The sequence below is a fragment of the Prevotella sp. P6B4 genome (genome assembly GCF_000619985.1).
Classification (GTDB): domain Bacteria; phylum Bacteroidota; class Bacteroidia; order Bacteroidales; family Bacteroidaceae; genus Prevotella.
This window is the reverse complement of sequence record NZ_JHVE01000003.1, coordinates 230,399-245,967: the sequence shown is the minus strand read 5'-3', so window position 1 is coordinate 245,967 and position 15,569 is coordinate 230,399. Positions and strand designations below refer to the sequence as shown.

Below are 15,569 nucleotides of genomic sequence, written 5' to 3'. Positions count from 1 at the left end.
GCTTTCGTTTTTTTTATCTAACTTTGCAGTCGTTATGAGAAAAGCCTTGCTATTATTCTGGTTGATAACAGTTGCACTGACCTATTGTTTATCCCTTAGCGCAACCACGCCCCCAAAGAAAAAGTATCCTGGGGGCAAGTGCTTTATCTGGCGCTACACGTTGGTGGATAAGCGCGAATCGAGCTACACGCTCGACCGGCCGCAACGCTGGCTCTCAAACAAGAGTATTGAGCGCCGCCGGAAACAAGGATTAGCCTTAGATTCCACCGACCTCCCCATCAGTAGCGGTTATCTGAAAGCTATTGAGCACCTGACCAACGAGGCCAATCGCAACATCAAACGATCGGGCGTCCCATCGCTGGTAATAGGCACCAGCCGCTGGAACAATACTGTTTTGGTTCGTTCAGCCGACACTACCTTGCTTAAGAAATTAGGTGAGCAAGCTTATGTAAAACACTGCGAACAAGTATGGGAAGCACCTGACAGTATTGAGCGACAGATCAAGACCAAGCCCAACTTTGAATTCAATCCATGGGATAGTGTTAAGGGCACTTTTTATGGGCATGGTCGCGATCAAATAGAGATGCTGAACGGCCAGCGCCTGCACAACATCGGCTTTCGTGGCAAAGGCATCACCATTGCAATCCTCGATGGCGGATTCATGAATTGCGATCAAATTCCAGCTTTCCAACATATACTAATTGCCGGTGCCAAGGATTTTGTATATCCACAAAGTCCACATTTCTATCAAGAAACCGACCACGGCACAAAAGTCCTCTCGACAATGGCTACCAATGAGCCCGAAGTACTTGTTGGAACAGCTCCTGAGGCACGCTATTGGCTACTCCGTTGCGAAGACCAACAGACCGAACAGCCTGTAGAAGAGGATTACTGGGCGATGGCAGCTGAATTTGCCGACTCATTGGGAGCCGACATCATCACCTCGAGTTTGGGATACACCGAATACGACAATCGGCCAGGCTATTACCACCAGCACGACCTTGACGGGCACACAGCCCTCATCTCGCGCACAGCTTCAATGCTGGCACATAAAGGAATCATTCTAGTCAACTCGGCAGGTAATAGTGGCATGGGGCCATGGAAAAAAATCACCTTTCCTGCCGATGCCAATGACATACTGACCGTTGGTGCCCTTAATGTAGAGCGCACTAATGCCCCGTTCAGTGGTGTTGGACCTACACAAGACATGCGCGTCAAGCCAGATATCATGGCCTTAGGCAGTCCTGCCCACTTGCTATCGGGGCGCGGTTCCGTCATCCGCGATATGGGCACATCGTTTTCCACCCCCATCGTGGCAGGTCTGGTGGCTTGCCTTTGGCAAGCGCTCCCTGAAAAGTCAGCTCTCGACATCATTGATTTAGTACGTCAGCATAGCAGCAACTACCAGAAACCTGACAATATCTACGGCTATGGTGTGCCTAACTTCTGGCGTGCCTATATGATAGGGCATTACGCAAACGAATAATAAAGCATGAATCAAGCACAACATATAACATTATTCGAACTAAATCGGCTGGTACGAGAGATCATCGAAGATGCGCTGCCCACGGAATACTGGGTAGAAGCAGAATTGAGCGAATGCCGCGAGAGCCGTGGACATTGTTATATGGAACTGATACAAAAAGATGAACAGACTGCCACCCCTATAGCCAAAGCCTCAGCCAAATGCTGGGCCAACAAGTGGCTCACCATCCGCCCCTATTTCGAGCGAACCACAGGTCAGCAACTACACGCAGGCATGAAGGTTCTACTGCTAGTTTATCCGCAGTTCCACGAAGCTTATGGATTCTCATGGATAGTGACGGATATAGACCCCACATACACCCTCGGAGATATGGCGCGTAAGCGCCAGGAGATTATCCGACAGCTGAAGGCCGAAGGCGTGTTCGACTTACAGAAAAGCCTTCGACTACCTACATTCTGTCAACGGATTGCTGTAATTTCCAGCCAGACTGCTGCTGGTTATGGCGACTTCTGCAAACAGCTCAACAACAATCCTTACGGATTTCAGTTCTGCATCCAACTATTTCCCGCCATCATGCAAGGAGAAGGTGTAGAACAAAGCATTATCCAGGCACTAGAATGCATTTACGATGAGCCATTTGACTGTGCTGTGATTATCCGAGGCGGTGGTGCCACCAGCGACATGAGCGGCTTCGACACATTAGCCCTGGCCGAGCATGTAGCCAATTTCCCTATACCTATTATTACGGGTATAGGTCACGACCGCGACGAGAGCGTACTCGACATGATATCGTACGCACGCGTAAAAACACCTACTGCAGCTGCCACCTCACTTATCGACCATCTGAAAGGCGTTCTCGAAACCATTGAGGGGACCCAAAGCCTCATCATGCATTACGCTCAGCAGAAAAGTGCTTCCACCCGCAATCAGTTGTTAGTTCTCTCCGAAACCATTTCCAGGTTGTTCTCACTGGTCAAAACACGTCAGGATGCAAAAGTCGATTCTCTAAACAACCGACTGCTCAGTATGATGCAACAAAAGATATCAGATGCCAACCATCAACTATCAGTTCTCGAATCAAAGATGCCAATCCTTTTGGAGCACCGATTCACCAGCGAAAGCTACCGCCTGCAGCTGATGGAAGAGAAGTTAAAAGCACTTGATCCCACCTTACTGCTGGCTCGCGGCTACAGTATAACCCTCCACAATGGCAAGGCTGTTAAGGATGCCTCTGTCCTCAAACCAGGCACAGACATAGAAACACGTGTAGCCCACGGAACCATACATTCAATAGTCACAACATCATCATAATATGGAAAAAGAACAAAAATACGAGGCTGCCATAGCCGAACTGCAAACCATCGTTCGTAAAATGGAGAATGACGAATTCGACATCGACCAGATGGCAGAACAATTGAAACGCGCCCAGGAATTGATTAAGCTTTGCAAGGCCAAATTGACAAAAACTGACGCAGAAATCAAGAAAATACTTACAGATCAGTAATTTTTCGAATAAAAATTCTTTGATTTGATATTTATTACGTACATTTGCGTGCAAATTTGAAACTTTAACATAGAAAAAAAATAGAAATATGAAGAATTTGGATTGGGGTAGTCTGTCATTTGGCTACATGAAGACCGACTACAATGTACGTTGCTACTATCGCGACGGGGAATGGGGAGAAATAGAAGTTTGCTCCGACGAGTATCTGAAACTGCACATGGCAGCAACCTGCCTGCATTACGGTCAGGAGGCATTCGAGGGTCTGAAAGCCTATCGCTGCCCAGACGGCAAGGTGCGCGTCTTTCGTGTTGATGAGAACGCCAAGCGCCTGCAAAGCACCTGTCGAGGAATCATGATGCCAGAGGTTTCAACCGAACTGTTTACAGAAATGGTCAAGAAAGTAGTCCGCCTCAACCAGGAATGGATTCCAACCTACGAAAGTGGCGCCACACTTTATATTCGCCCGTTACTCATCGGCACCAGCGCACAGGTAGGCGTTCACCCTGCTAAGGAATACTGCTTCCTCATCTTTGTCACTCCAGTTGGCCCATACTTCAAGGGAGGTTTCTCAAGCAATCCTTACGTCATCGTTCGTGATTACGACCGCTCAGCCCCTCTGGGCACAGGTAAGTATAAAGTAGGCGGAAACTACGCTGCTTCGCTTTTTGCCAACAATCTGGCTCACGAGAAGGGCTATGCATGCGAGTTCTATCTCGACGCCAAGGAAAAGAAATACATTGACGAGTGCGGCGCAGCCAATTTCTTTGGTATCAAGAACAATACCTATATCACCCCTGAGTCGACCTCTATCCTACCCTCTATCACTAATAAGAGTCTGATGCAGGTTGCTGAGGACTTAGGCATGAAGGTTGAACGTCGTCCTATTCCTGAGGAAGAACTTGAGACTTTCGAGGAGGCAGGTGCTTGCGGAACTGCAGCAGTGATTTCACCTATTTCATACATTGACGACCTGGACACCGGCAAACGCTATTCATTCGGCGAAAAACCAGGACCACAGTCAAAGAAACTGTTCGACACTCTGCGTGGCATCCAGTACGGAGAGATTGAAGACAAGCACGGTTGGACAACTATTGTCATCGACTAATCCGAGAATTCGCAAGTATGAAAGAGCTACCTACACTCGGATTTGTAGAGGCCATCAAACTGGCCTCAAGCCGCATTTTGGATTTCAAAGGTCGTAGCCGTCGCTCAGAATTCTGGTGGTGGATGCTGGTGGTTATAGTTGCGGGATGGATTCTCGATATGTTCACCTCTAACTTGCTGGTTAATGCCATCACCTCCATCATCTCCATGTTCTTCGGTCTGGCAGCAACTGCTCGTCGACTGCACGACTCTGGAAAGAGTGCACTATGGGTTTACATTAGTTATGCCTTAGGATGTTTATTCAATCTCTATTTCTCAACATCCACAACCATGAACAAGCTCATGGAAGAAGCAAGCTACGGCTCTATAAGCCAGCACGCCATGGAGAAGATTGTTGAGAACGGCATGGGTGAGATGGCATGCATTGGGCTCCTTTCCTTCATCCACGGACTCATGGCACTCATCGTGTTTATCATGTGTTTGTTCGACAGCAAACCAGAGCCCAACCAATACGGTGAATCGCCAAAATATATCAACGAAACAGAAGCTTAAAGAAAAAGCCTCGCTCGAATGTTGAGCGAGGCTTTTCTTATTTATTCATGCCAACGATTTTCGTCGCAGGTTTTTCTTTATTTCTCCTATTCACTACTGTAACAACCGATTGTGCCAGGTTAATGAAAGCCAAACCAGTAGCAGTGTCGCTACTAAGTGCAGCAGGCTCACCCTTGTCACCATTCTCACAAATACTCTGCACTAACGGGATCTGAGCAAGCAACGGCACCTGCATTTCCTCGGCCAACTGCTTACAGCCCTCCTTACCAAAGATGTAATACTTATTCTCTGGCAGTTCGGCAGGCGTAAACCATGCCATGTTCTCTATTAGTCCCAATATAGGCACGTTAACCTTCTCATTACGGTACATATCAATACCCTTACGTGCATCAGCCAGTGCCACTTGCTGTGGGGTTGACACGATTACCGCTCCTGTGATAGGCAATGTCTGTAGCAATGTCAAGTGAATATCGCTGGTACCTGGAGGTGTATCCAGAATAAAGTAGTCCAGTTCACCCCAATCGGCATCAGCTATCAACTGCTTCAACGCACTCGTAGCCATACCACCACGCCAAAGCGTGGCTGTAGTAGGTGATACAAAGAAACCTATCGACAGAAGTTTTACCCCATATTTCTCAATCGGACAGATCAAATCCCTGCCATCCTTTTTCACAGCGTAAGGTTGCTCGTCCTCAACATGAAACATCTTTGGCATCGACGGACCGAAAATATCAGTATCCAGCAGACCAACCTTATAACCCAGTCGGGCCAAAGCAATAGCCAAGTTAGCCGATACAGTACTCTTACCTACACCACCCTTGCCAGAACTCACAGCAATGATATTCTTCACACCAGGAAGCATCTCGCCAACCTCTGGACGTGGCTTTGACTTGAATTCTGTTTCAATATCTACCTCTACATCCTTACCACAGTAGTATTTAACAGCCGCCTCAGCAGCCTTTACAGTAGACTTAAGGAACGGATCTGTATCACGTGGGAACTCCAGAACCACCTTTACTTTCCAGTTTTCACCATCCTGCTGTGGAGCAGCCACCGCCGGTGTATCAGCCACCATACCGCTCTCTACAAGATTCTTCTTGGTGCCAGCATACGTTACCGTAGCCAAGGCATCCATCACCATTTTGGGATATATTACGTTTTCCATCTTCTTATTTTGCTTTATCCAAACTGCTACGCTTCGATCGGTGATAGCTGCGATAGTCATCCAGTTCAATCTCCACCTCAGGCTCTACCAGTTCGCCTGTACGAGGCAAGTTCCATTTCATATATTTAATATTCAATCCGCGAGCTATCCACATTCCTTCGTAATAAGTCTGTATAGCCAGGATTTTCTTCGTAACATCGTCGATACGCCCATCGTGATACAGATCCTCTGTACGGAAAATCACGGGCAACGAATTTTTCTCTACCATATAGCTACTATAGGTGAACAGGAAGTTCGAGTCTGTCTTCAGATGTATCACGCCACCATCCACCAGAAATTTACGATAGCGGTTCATAAAATAGGTAGATGTCAATCGCTTACGCGGATTCTTCATCTGCGGATCGCTGAATGTTAGCCAGATCTCCTGCACTTCATCCTCAGCAAAGAAACGTTCAATTATTTCAATATTCGTACGCAGAAAAGCCACATTCTTCAGTTCCTCGTTCAAGGCCTGTGTCGCTCCCGTCCACATTCGTGCGCCCTTAATGTCAACGCCAATAAAATTCATATCGGGATACAATTTGGCCAGTTCCACTGTATACTCTCCCTTACCGCAACCAAGTTCCAGTACTATCGGGCTATTGTTGTGGAAATACTGCTCGTGCCAGTGCCCCTTCATTTCAAAGGGCACATTCTCAATCACCGAAAACGGATATTGGAACACATTCCCGTACGTTTCCATGTCCGCAAATTTAGCTAACTTTCCTTTTCCCATAATTAAAATTGTGCTGCAAAGTTACGAATAAGCGCGCAAATATCCAAATTTTTCTCCAAAAACATTGTGTAGAACGAGGTACGTATATACAATCAGAGCCAAAGGATGCCCACATCATAGTGAGGCATTCTTTGTAACATAACAACACCTAAAAACAACTATTAAAGCATAATTATTTAAAAAAAAAAATGTTTTTCTATCTAAATTATGTAGAAAAATTGTACCTTTGTACCATTCTTTACTAAAAACAAAAAACTTTTGATATGGCTACAATAAAGATTCTGAGTGTAGACGACGAGGCACCATTGGAGTTGCTGATGAAACAATACTTCAGACGCAAGATACGAAACGGCGAATATGAATTCTATTTTGCCCACAATGGTTTGGAGGCACTTGCCATACTATATAATCACCCTGACATCGAGATTATCCTGAGCGACATTAATATGCCAGAAATGGACGGACTGACGTTGTTGGCCAAGGTAAACGAGATGAACAATCCCGCCTTACGCGTGATAATGGTGAGTGCTTATGGCGACATGAAAAACATTCGACAGGCCATGAACAACGGTGCTTTTGACTTTGCCACGAAACCAATAGACATGGACGACCTAAGTCTGACAATCGAGAAGGCTATCGAGCAGATTCGTTTTGTACATGAAACACAGAAGGAGCACACTCAATTGGAATCACTGAAAAAAGACCTGACAATAGCTAGAGATATACAACAGTATATTCTACCACAGGTTTTCCCGCCCTTCCCCGAAGACATCGACAAACTGGATATTTACGCCTCAATGGAAGCTGCCAAGGATATAGGTGGCGACTTCTTTGATTTCTTCCGCATTGACAATGATCGCATAGCCTTGGTCATTGCCGACGTGTGTGGCAAAGGCATACCCGCAGCCTTATTTATGGCTGTGAGTCGTACAATGATTCACTCGAAAGGTAAGCAATGCGATAGTGCCCGTGAATGCATGACTGAATCAAATCGGCTACTGGCCGCCTATTCTGTGGACAGCATGTTTATAACGGTATTCTACGCCATTTACAACACAAAGACGGGATTCATCAATTATTGCAATGCAGGCCACAATCCCCCACACCTATTACATGCCAACGGCACTATAGAGGGATTGCCCCTATCCAAGAATACCATCGTGGGGGCCTTGGATGGTTTAGACTTCCAAGAAGAAACACTACAACTGGAACATGGCGACACACTGGTAATGTACACAGATGGCGTGACTGAGGCAATGAATCCGGCTTACGAGGAATTCGGCAGGGAACGACTAAACCAGATATTGGTTAGTATGCCCCATCAGAGTTGCCAGCAGATGGTAGAATCTATTAAAGCAGGCATCAAGACCTTTGTAGAGGATGCGGAACAGAGCGACGATATCACCATGTTGATACTCAAACGAAAATGATTAGAAATATCATCATAGGTAGTCTGAGCATGCTATTAGTGGTAGCAATAGCAATTGGACTCTATATGCATCATAGTGACAACGAGCGCATCAGCGAGTTGGAGTCGCAGATAAACGCATTGCGCAAAAAGGAGAAGCAGTCGGAAGTTGACCGTCGAGTAAGCAAGCAAATGGAGGAGATAGCCTACGGCCAGCAAGTTCTCTCTGAGGAGCGCAGTCGCGAGGCCATCCTCCAGTCGGAGATAGCCCAAAAGATGACACTCCGCTCGGAGGCTGAACGACAAAAGGCTATCCAAGCCCAGGGTTTCGCCGAACTATCAGCTCAGGAAGCTATTGATGCCTACCAGATGGCCGAATCACAGCGCCGCCAGGCTGAACACGCAAAGCAGGTGACCGACACGCTGAACTACATTTCGTTAGGACGCACGCTTGGATCCCAATCGTACGCCATTTTCCAAACTGGCGATACGGAGTTAGGTAACATTCTGGCCTATGCCTCATATCAATATACCAAAGACTACAATGGTGATTTATATGCTCCCGCGGTATTTCAAGCTTTGATACAATCAGCAGGAGGTCGCCAAAATTTCAACATCCATAATGGCAGCATTACGTGTATCGAGACATCGCCGAATAACGACCGTCTGTTGACAGTAAGTACCTATGGCGAAATATACGCTCACAAAATGCAGGGAAATCAGATGCAGACCACACGGTTAATGAGCGACAAGCACTACTGTTTCCGCGATGCTTTCTCTTCAAAAAACGGCAAAGACTACGTCATCAGTCATACAGGTCATTTAGTGGTGATTGAACAGAATCATCCACGCATCGTCACGCTGGAAAACATGGAACGCCCCTTCAGTCTTAAACTCATGAACAATGGACGACAGTTACTGATTATCAGCGAAAACAGCTTAGCCTTATTAGATATAACAACAGATAGAATAATTGGCATGCGTCAATTGAATTTCCGTGTGAGCTGCACAGGCAGACGAGACAATAAGCCTCTTTTGTTCGATAATAAGGGCTACATGCATCTTGTGAACGGTCTCGACAAAATGACCAACGAGAAAGTTCCTGTACAAGGATTAGTAACAGCCTTTGCCAGCAGTGCCAACGAACACCTGAGCGCTTATGGCATGAATGACGGAATCATCTGGCTGGTTGACAAACACGGCAAGATGCACAAGCTGGCGGGTCATCTCTCAAAAATCACCAAAATGAAAATCAACGGGAGACGTCTCTATTCATCCAGTTATGATGGCAAGCTGCTATTTTGGATGACAGGTGATACGCAGATAACCCCCATCACGCTTTTCCAGTCGGGCAGTTGGTTGACCAATTTCACCTTTAGCAACGACAAGGATTACATCTGGACAGGTAATTACAACGGTACCATGACCCGATACCTCATCTCGCTAAAGCAGATTGCCCAACGCATACGTCAGAAAGTCAACCGCAATCTAACACAGGAGGAGTGGAACTATTACGTAGGAAAGGGTATTCCATACAAAAAACTGATAGTTGAGAATTAAGCATTAAGAACTATGATTAAGACCATCAAAATACTCGTTATCTGCCTGCTATCAACTATCCATTGCTTAGCACAGGGATTACCACTGATTAGAAACTACACAGCTGCCGAATATGGCGGACACAATCGATGCTACGACATCGAGACGGGAGAAGACGGCACCATATATATAGCAAACTTTGAAGGACTACTGTACTACGATCACGCCCAATGGCGTATGATCCACACCCCAGGTATCAGTCGCGTCACAGTAATTTACCGCGACAGCAACAATACTATCTGGGTAGGCGGCTACAACTTCTTTGCTCGTTTGCAGAAACGCGCCAACGGTGAACTAATGATGCAAACCTTCGGTAACGACGGAATGTTCAACGGTGAAGTAATGGAGATTTTCGAAGACGAAGGGCGCTTACAGTTCGTGGCCAGTGACAACAATATCTACGAGGTACGCAACAACTCTTTTGTACTGCACAAGCACACCAATGCAAATTTCAGGATTGGTGTGGAGTCGGACATCGTATCACTCGAGGCTCTGAAAGCCGATAGTAAAGACGCACTACTCAAAGATATCACTCAGACAGAAGATATTGGCGGAGGCCTTCAGGTTAAAGTCAAGAAGAACAAAGGTCTGATTATTGCCGATAGTCAAGGCCACGAGCTCTACACTATCACCGAAGCCAACGGTCTCTGCTCTAATCAGGTGGCTTATCTGGCCTACGATGGACACGGCAGACTCTGGGGGGCAACCCTTCACGGAATTTTCTCGATAGAACTGCCATCAGTATACAGCTATTTCCTGCCAAAAGATGGGTTAACAGGAGAGGTTCACACTATCATAGCCTTCAACAACAAGATATATGTAGGAACCAGCAACGGCCTATTCACAATGGCTCAAAGACAATGCAAACGCATGCCTGAGATCAGCAATATCTGCTGGACACTATGCAAAAGCCGCGACGAACTGTTAGCAGCAACATCGAGTGGCATTTACCGCATTACACGAGGCGGGAATGTAAGTCGATTAACCACAAACTCAACCACCTCCATGCTGGTCGATGGCAACAAGGTGTACGCTGGCGAACCTGATGGTGTATGGTGTTATCAGCAAGATTTCAAAATGAAGGCGAAAGAAAACGACTTACCATTGGTGACAGACATCCGTAAAAATGCGCAAGGCGATCTCTGGTTCATGAATGTCCACGGCAAAACCATTGGTAAATACCCCGGAAAACAAAGAGCTCCCATTGACGAGCTGCCCAAGAATCTACTTATGCCACTCAGCGACATTGAAATCAAAGCCCAATACCGCTACGGAAACCAAATATGGATAGGTGGCGATGAAATCCTAGCTATTATCGACACCGACAAGAAAGAACTGGCAAAACTCACCGATTGCCGCACCGTACGCTTCAGCGCCATCACCATGGGTAATGACAGCGTGTTATGGGGCGGCTACGGCAAGATGCCCCAGAGTTTCGAACAGTTTGGTAGCAACGAGAGACATCTGCATTTCTATTACACCCTCAACAGTGTACCACTATCCGGAAAGACTCTGTACCGATATAAGTTGAATCATAACAAATGGAGTTCTTGGACAGAAAAGCAGGATATTGAATTTCTTAACCTGCCCTACGGTTCATTCACCCTAAGCGTTCAGGCTCAGCTGGCTAATGGCGAGCTATCGGATGTGACCACCATCAATTTCAGTATCGCCTATCCGTTGCTAATGCGCTGGTACATGGTGGTACTCTACTGCCTCGCATTGTTTTATCTGATGTATCTACTATTTCGCTACCGACTTAAGCGACTGCAGAAAGATAAGATCAAGTTGGAGCATATCGTTGAGGAACGTACTGCCGACCTGCGCAATGCACAGAGCGAGCTGATCAGACAAGAGAAGATGGCAACGGTGGGTAAACTGACAGAAGGACTGATTGACCGTATATTAAATCCGATGAACTATATCATCAACTTCTCAAAGATGTCGAACGATCTGCTGAAAGATTTGAAAGAGAACATCGACCACAATAAAGACAATATGAATGCCGACGACTACGAAGACACGCTCGACGTGCTCGGCATGTTGACAGAGAATCTCACGTCGGTCGATCAATATGGTCAGAACACCACGCGCACACTTAAAGCCATGGAGGAGATGTTGAAAGACCGTACTGGCGGTTATGTGGATATGGATATGTTGCCTGTACTGCAGCAGGATGAGAAGATGGTACGCAACTATTTTGCCAAGGAGCAGGAGCAATACAACATTCATATTTCCTTCAACCTGCCCACAAGTGCTATGCCCTTACATGGTAACCCCGATATGCTGAGCAAAACTATGATGAGCCTGATAGGTAATGCCATCTATGCTGTTGTAAAAAAGGCACAGCGCACATCCTATCAACCAGAGGTTAAGCTCAACGTTAGCGATGACGGAAACAAGTACGTACTAAAGATCTGCGACAACGGTATCGGCATCGAAGAGAAGATTCTCCCCAAGGTCTTCGATCCATTCTTCACCACAAAGACCACTGGCGAGGCAGCAGGCGTGGGTCTGTACCTGAGTCGTGAGATTGTGCAGAACCATGGTGGCGAAATCAGCGTAGCGTCAGTTAAGGACGAATACACAGAGTTTACGATCATATTACCTAAAACGAAATCGGTATGAATGAGATTGAGCAATTAAAAGAGCAACTACAAAAACAGGAGAAGTTGGCTTCACTCGGTTTACTGAGTGCAGGCATTGCACACGAGATACAAAACCCATTGAACTTTGTCATCAACTTTTCTAAGATGACCAACAAGTTGCTAGACGATCTGACCGCTGTTGTGGAAGACAATGCTGACCATATGCCAGAAAGCGATCGAGAGGATCTCTACGACATTGTAGCCGACATCAAGGAAAATATGACTCAGATCAAGGAGAATGGCGAACGGGCTGTAAGCATTATCCAAGGCATCCTGCTCGTATCGCGCGGCAAAGAGAACGAGTTTCTGCCATCCGACATCTGCCATATCGTTAAGGAGTACACTCACCTCTCATATCATGCCATGCGCGCAAACTATCAGGGATTTAATGTCACTATCCACGAACAGTATCAGGACAATATGCCACAGATGATGGTTATACCACAGGACTTGAGCCGCGCTGTACTAAACGTAATGAATAATGCTTGCTATGCGGTATGGAGAAAGGCACAGGAGATAGGCAATGATTATACTCCTGAAATCAGCATCAATGTAGCCACCCAAGACAACAACCTGGTAATTAGTATTACTGATAATGGCGAAGGCATGAGCGACGAAGTGCAACAACGGCTGTTTGAGAACTTCTTCACCACCAAGCCGATAGGTCATGGTACAGGCCTTGGCATGAGTATTACGCGCGACATTATTGAGAACAAACATGGTGGAAAGCTCACATTCAATACGACCTTAGGTCAGGGCACCACCTTCACCTTCACAATCCCCATCAAGAAATGAAAAAAAGTATCACCATATTACTCTTCCTACTCAGCGCCAGTTTGGTACATGCACAGAACGATACAAGGATGCGTGAGGTGTATGTCCAGGCTGAGAGCGACTACCAAGTAGGACGTATAGAACAGGCGCGCGAGGCATTAATGGAGAATCTCAGTTCATTTCATGGTAACCTGCGACAGAACGCCCTCCATCTCATTGCCCTCAGCCATCTGGCAAGCTACGACATCAAACAGACAGAACAGTACGCCAAGCAGTTATTGCAGGAAAATCCCTACTATACCCCATCGTCGAACGACCCGGCTGCTTTTGTAGATATCATCAACAGCATTAAGGCTGGTATGACAGCCACTATCACCACAGCATCCAGCCAGGCTGAGAGTCTGGCCGAGGTACCTGTTCCCACAACACTTATCACTGCAGAGATGATTGAATTCAGTGGCGCACGCAACCTGCAGGAAGTGCTGGCTGCCTATGTGCCAGGTATGAATATCATTGACTGTAACGACGATATCAACATCGCCATGCGTGGCATCTACAGTAATACCCAGGAGAAAATTCTCATCATGCTTAACGGCCACCGCATGAATAGCTTTGCCACTAATACTTCCGCCCCTGACTACAGCGTATCTTTAGAGAAAATAAAACAGATTGAGGTTCTGCGTGGCCCAGCCTCTTCGCTCTATGGTGGCGTAGCACTAACCGCTGTGGTCAACATCATCACCAAGCAAGGCGCCGATGTTGACGGCATGCAAGCTAAAGCTACCACTGGTAACCACGGGCAGATCAAAGTTGATGCCCTGTTCGGCAAGCGCTATTTCGATATCGACATGCTCATCTGGGGCAGTGTGTATCGCAACAGCGGCGAGAAATACAATGTGACCAACGAACGTAAAGGTGAGAGTCAGGTTAGTATGCCAGTTGACTATGTCCGCATCGGCCGTGTCGGTGACCATCCGACCTACGACTTCGGTCTTCAACTGGGTTATAAGGGCATACAGTTCATGTACGACACGCATTTCTCACAGATTGTATCCCCATTTACATTAGCATCGCTGGCCCTCTCGTACGATTACGACCGCTATCGCACATTCAACGGATTAGCTCCTTGTTTCAGTGTCTATTCACATCATGCCGACCTGAGCTACAGCCACAAATTAGGCGACCTCAGTCTAAAAGTATCAGCCACATACGACAAATCGGACCTGACACGCTATCAGGTTGTCAGCGATGCAGCTGTTCCCACCCTTAGTTTGATTCTCCCATTGCCTGAGGCGATGCTCGACATGTTCACAAATAGTGGTGGTCTGTCGCGCTACGTCAACGGGCAGGAACAGGATTATGGTTTCCAGCTAAAAGGTAACTATGCCTATACCTTGGGCGATGACCATAAAGGCAATATCGGTTTCGGTGCCGAGTTCGACCACTTCCAACTCGATGATTTCCGCTACCAAATAGGCTACAATTTTGAAGAAGCCCTCCCAGAATCTCCAACCCTGCGCGATGCAGGAATAGGTAGAGAGAACAGTGCCGATGCCTACCTACAGCTGAAACACCAGTGGCGTTCGTTCATCCTCAACGCAGGTATGCGATACGACTATAAGAGTCGCTACGACCATTCGAAGATACGTGAGTTGTCGCCTCGCATAGCCCTCATCCTGCTGCGTCCCAAATGGAGCGTCCGACTCAGCTACTCAAAATCGTTTGTCGATGCGCCTTATATCTATCGCAAGGCCAACGTGATGACAACACTAATGAGCGAAAGCAGTGCAGATCCAATCCCCCTATCGCCAGAGCGCGTACATTCGTTCCAGCTTTCCTTTGCAGGAAACAACTGGAAGAAGGGATTTGACTTCGAAATCAACGGTTTCTACAACCGTGCTACCGATTTGATTCTGACCAGCCTCCTTGACTATAGTAACGCCAGCCAGAACAAGACCTGCGGCGTAGAGTTGATGGCCAGTTACAAGCAGCCACAATTCAGCGCCAACTGGAATCTGACCTGGACGCATACCTTTAGGTCGAATCTCATAGATCTGGGACTTCCAGAAGCCTTATCAGCTGACTATTCCAATATTATTGACACCAACAACAATACGCCAGCTATCATGTCAAATCTCGTACTCGGTTGGCAGGCAACGCCTCAGCTGAAACTTCATACGCATCTATGCTTTGAGGGACGCCAAGAATCCTTTAATGCAGACCTTGAGAAGTATATCCACAGCTATGTAAGCTATTACCAATATTTGACGTACGAGAGCATGGGTATGACAGAACAGGCTGATGCCGCCTGGAAAGAAGCGCTCTCTACCGTCAAATACGTCACCCTGCACAAAGAGATGTCGGCCCGCGCTATTCTGAATCTCGGTGGCGAGTATGCCTTAGGGAACATCACCTTCGGGCTGAACATCCACAATCTGCTGGGCACACGTTACTACCGTAGCGGAATGAACACCAACATCATCCCTCAGCAAGGACGTTGGTTCACAGCCAGCATAGGTATCAAGATATGATTCTCATTTGTTAAACAATAAAT

12 protein-coding genes are annotated in these 15,569 nt (G+C 46.8%); 10 read left to right on the top strand and 2 right to left on the bottom strand.

The window, feature by feature from the left end:
• The first annotated feature begins 34 nt into the window (after positions 1-34).
• From T491_RS0103295 to T491_RS0103275, 5 genes are all read left to right on the top strand, one after another.
• Entirely contained in the window at positions 35-1,486 is a 1,452-nt protein-coding gene (locus T491_RS0103295; RefSeq protein WP_028902614.1) for a S8 family serine peptidase, read from the top strand.
• Between the two features lie 6 nt (positions 1,487-1,492).
• The gene (gene xseA / locus T491_RS0103290; protein ID WP_028902613.1) at positions 1,493-2,797 is read left to right on the top strand and encodes an exodeoxyribonuclease VII large subunit; all 1,305 of its coding nucleotides are present in this window, start codon (positions 1,493-1,495) and stop codon (positions 2,795-2,797) included.
• A gap of 1 nt (position 2,798) precedes the next feature.
• Positions 2,799-2,990, top strand: coding sequence for an exodeoxyribonuclease VII small subunit (xseB, locus tag T491_RS0103285; protein ID WP_028902612.1), 192 nt, complete (start codon positions 2,799-2,801; stop codon positions 2,988-2,990).
• An 88-nt stretch (positions 2,991-3,078) separates the two neighbouring features.
• Complete coding sequence (locus T491_RS0103280; RefSeq protein WP_028902611.1) at positions 3,079-4,095, top strand: branched-chain amino acid aminotransferase; 1,017 nt, start codon at positions 3,079-3,081, stop codon at positions 4,093-4,095.
• Positions 4,096-4,112: 17 nt separating this feature from the next.
• Complete coding sequence (locus tag T491_RS0103275) at positions 4,113-4,646, top strand: DUF805 domain-containing protein (RefSeq protein ID WP_028902610.1); 534 nt, start codon at positions 4,113-4,115, stop codon at positions 4,644-4,646.
• Positions 4,647-4,683: 37 nt separating this feature from the next.
• On the opposite strand, the gene T491_RS0103270 is transcribed toward T491_RS0103275, so the two are convergent.
• Both T491_RS0103270 and trmB read right to left on the bottom strand, forming a co-directional pair.
• Positions 4,684-5,811, bottom strand: coding sequence for an Mrp/NBP35 family ATP-binding protein (locus T491_RS0103270; RefSeq protein ID WP_028902609.1), 1,128 nt, complete (start codon positions 5,809-5,811; stop codon positions 4,684-4,686).
• Positions 5,812-5,815: 4 nt separating this feature from the next.
• Complete coding sequence (trmB, locus tag T491_RS0103265; RefSeq protein WP_028902608.1) at positions 5,816-6,586, bottom strand: tRNA (guanosine(46)-N7)-methyltransferase TrmB; 771 nt, start codon at positions 6,584-6,586, stop codon at positions 5,816-5,818.
• A gap of 263 nt (positions 6,587-6,849) precedes the next feature.
• Between trmB and T491_RS0103260 the strand changes: the two genes are divergently transcribed.
• Genes T491_RS0103260 through T491_RS0103240 form a run of 5 tightly spaced genes read left to right on the top strand, consistent with a single transcriptional unit; the run spans position 6,850 to position 15,546 of the window.
• On the top strand, positions 6,850-8,016 hold the full coding sequence (locus T491_RS0103260) for a PP2C family protein-serine/threonine phosphatase (protein WP_028902607.1): 1,167 nt from the start codon (positions 6,850-6,852) through the stop codon (positions 8,014-8,016).
• A complete protein-coding gene (locus T491_RS0103255; RefSeq protein WP_028902606.1) occupies positions 8,013-9,554 on the top strand; it encodes a hypothetical protein in 1,542 nt (513 codons plus the stop codon). Before T491_RS0103260 ends, T491_RS0103255 begins: the two co-directional genes overlap by 4 nt.
• A gap of 12 nt (positions 9,555-9,566) precedes the next feature.
• A complete protein-coding gene (locus tag T491_RS16900) occupies positions 9,567-12,221 on the top strand; it encodes an ATP-binding protein (RefSeq protein ID WP_051522940.1) in 2,655 nt (884 codons plus the stop codon).
• Positions 12,218-13,036 carry a sensor histidine kinase gene (locus T491_RS0103245; protein ID WP_028902605.1) on the top strand — a complete coding sequence of 273 codons (819 nt, stop codon included), beginning with the start codon at positions 12,218-12,220 and terminating at the stop codon, positions 13,034-13,036. The genes T491_RS16900 and T491_RS0103245 overlap by 4 nt, the downstream gene beginning before the upstream one ends.
• Complete coding sequence (locus T491_RS0103240; RefSeq protein ID WP_028902604.1) at positions 13,033-15,546, top strand: TonB-dependent siderophore receptor; 2,514 nt, start codon at positions 13,033-13,035, stop codon at positions 15,544-15,546. The genes T491_RS0103245 and T491_RS0103240 overlap by 4 nt, the downstream gene beginning before the upstream one ends.
• Positions 15,547-15,569: the final 23 nt, after the last annotated feature.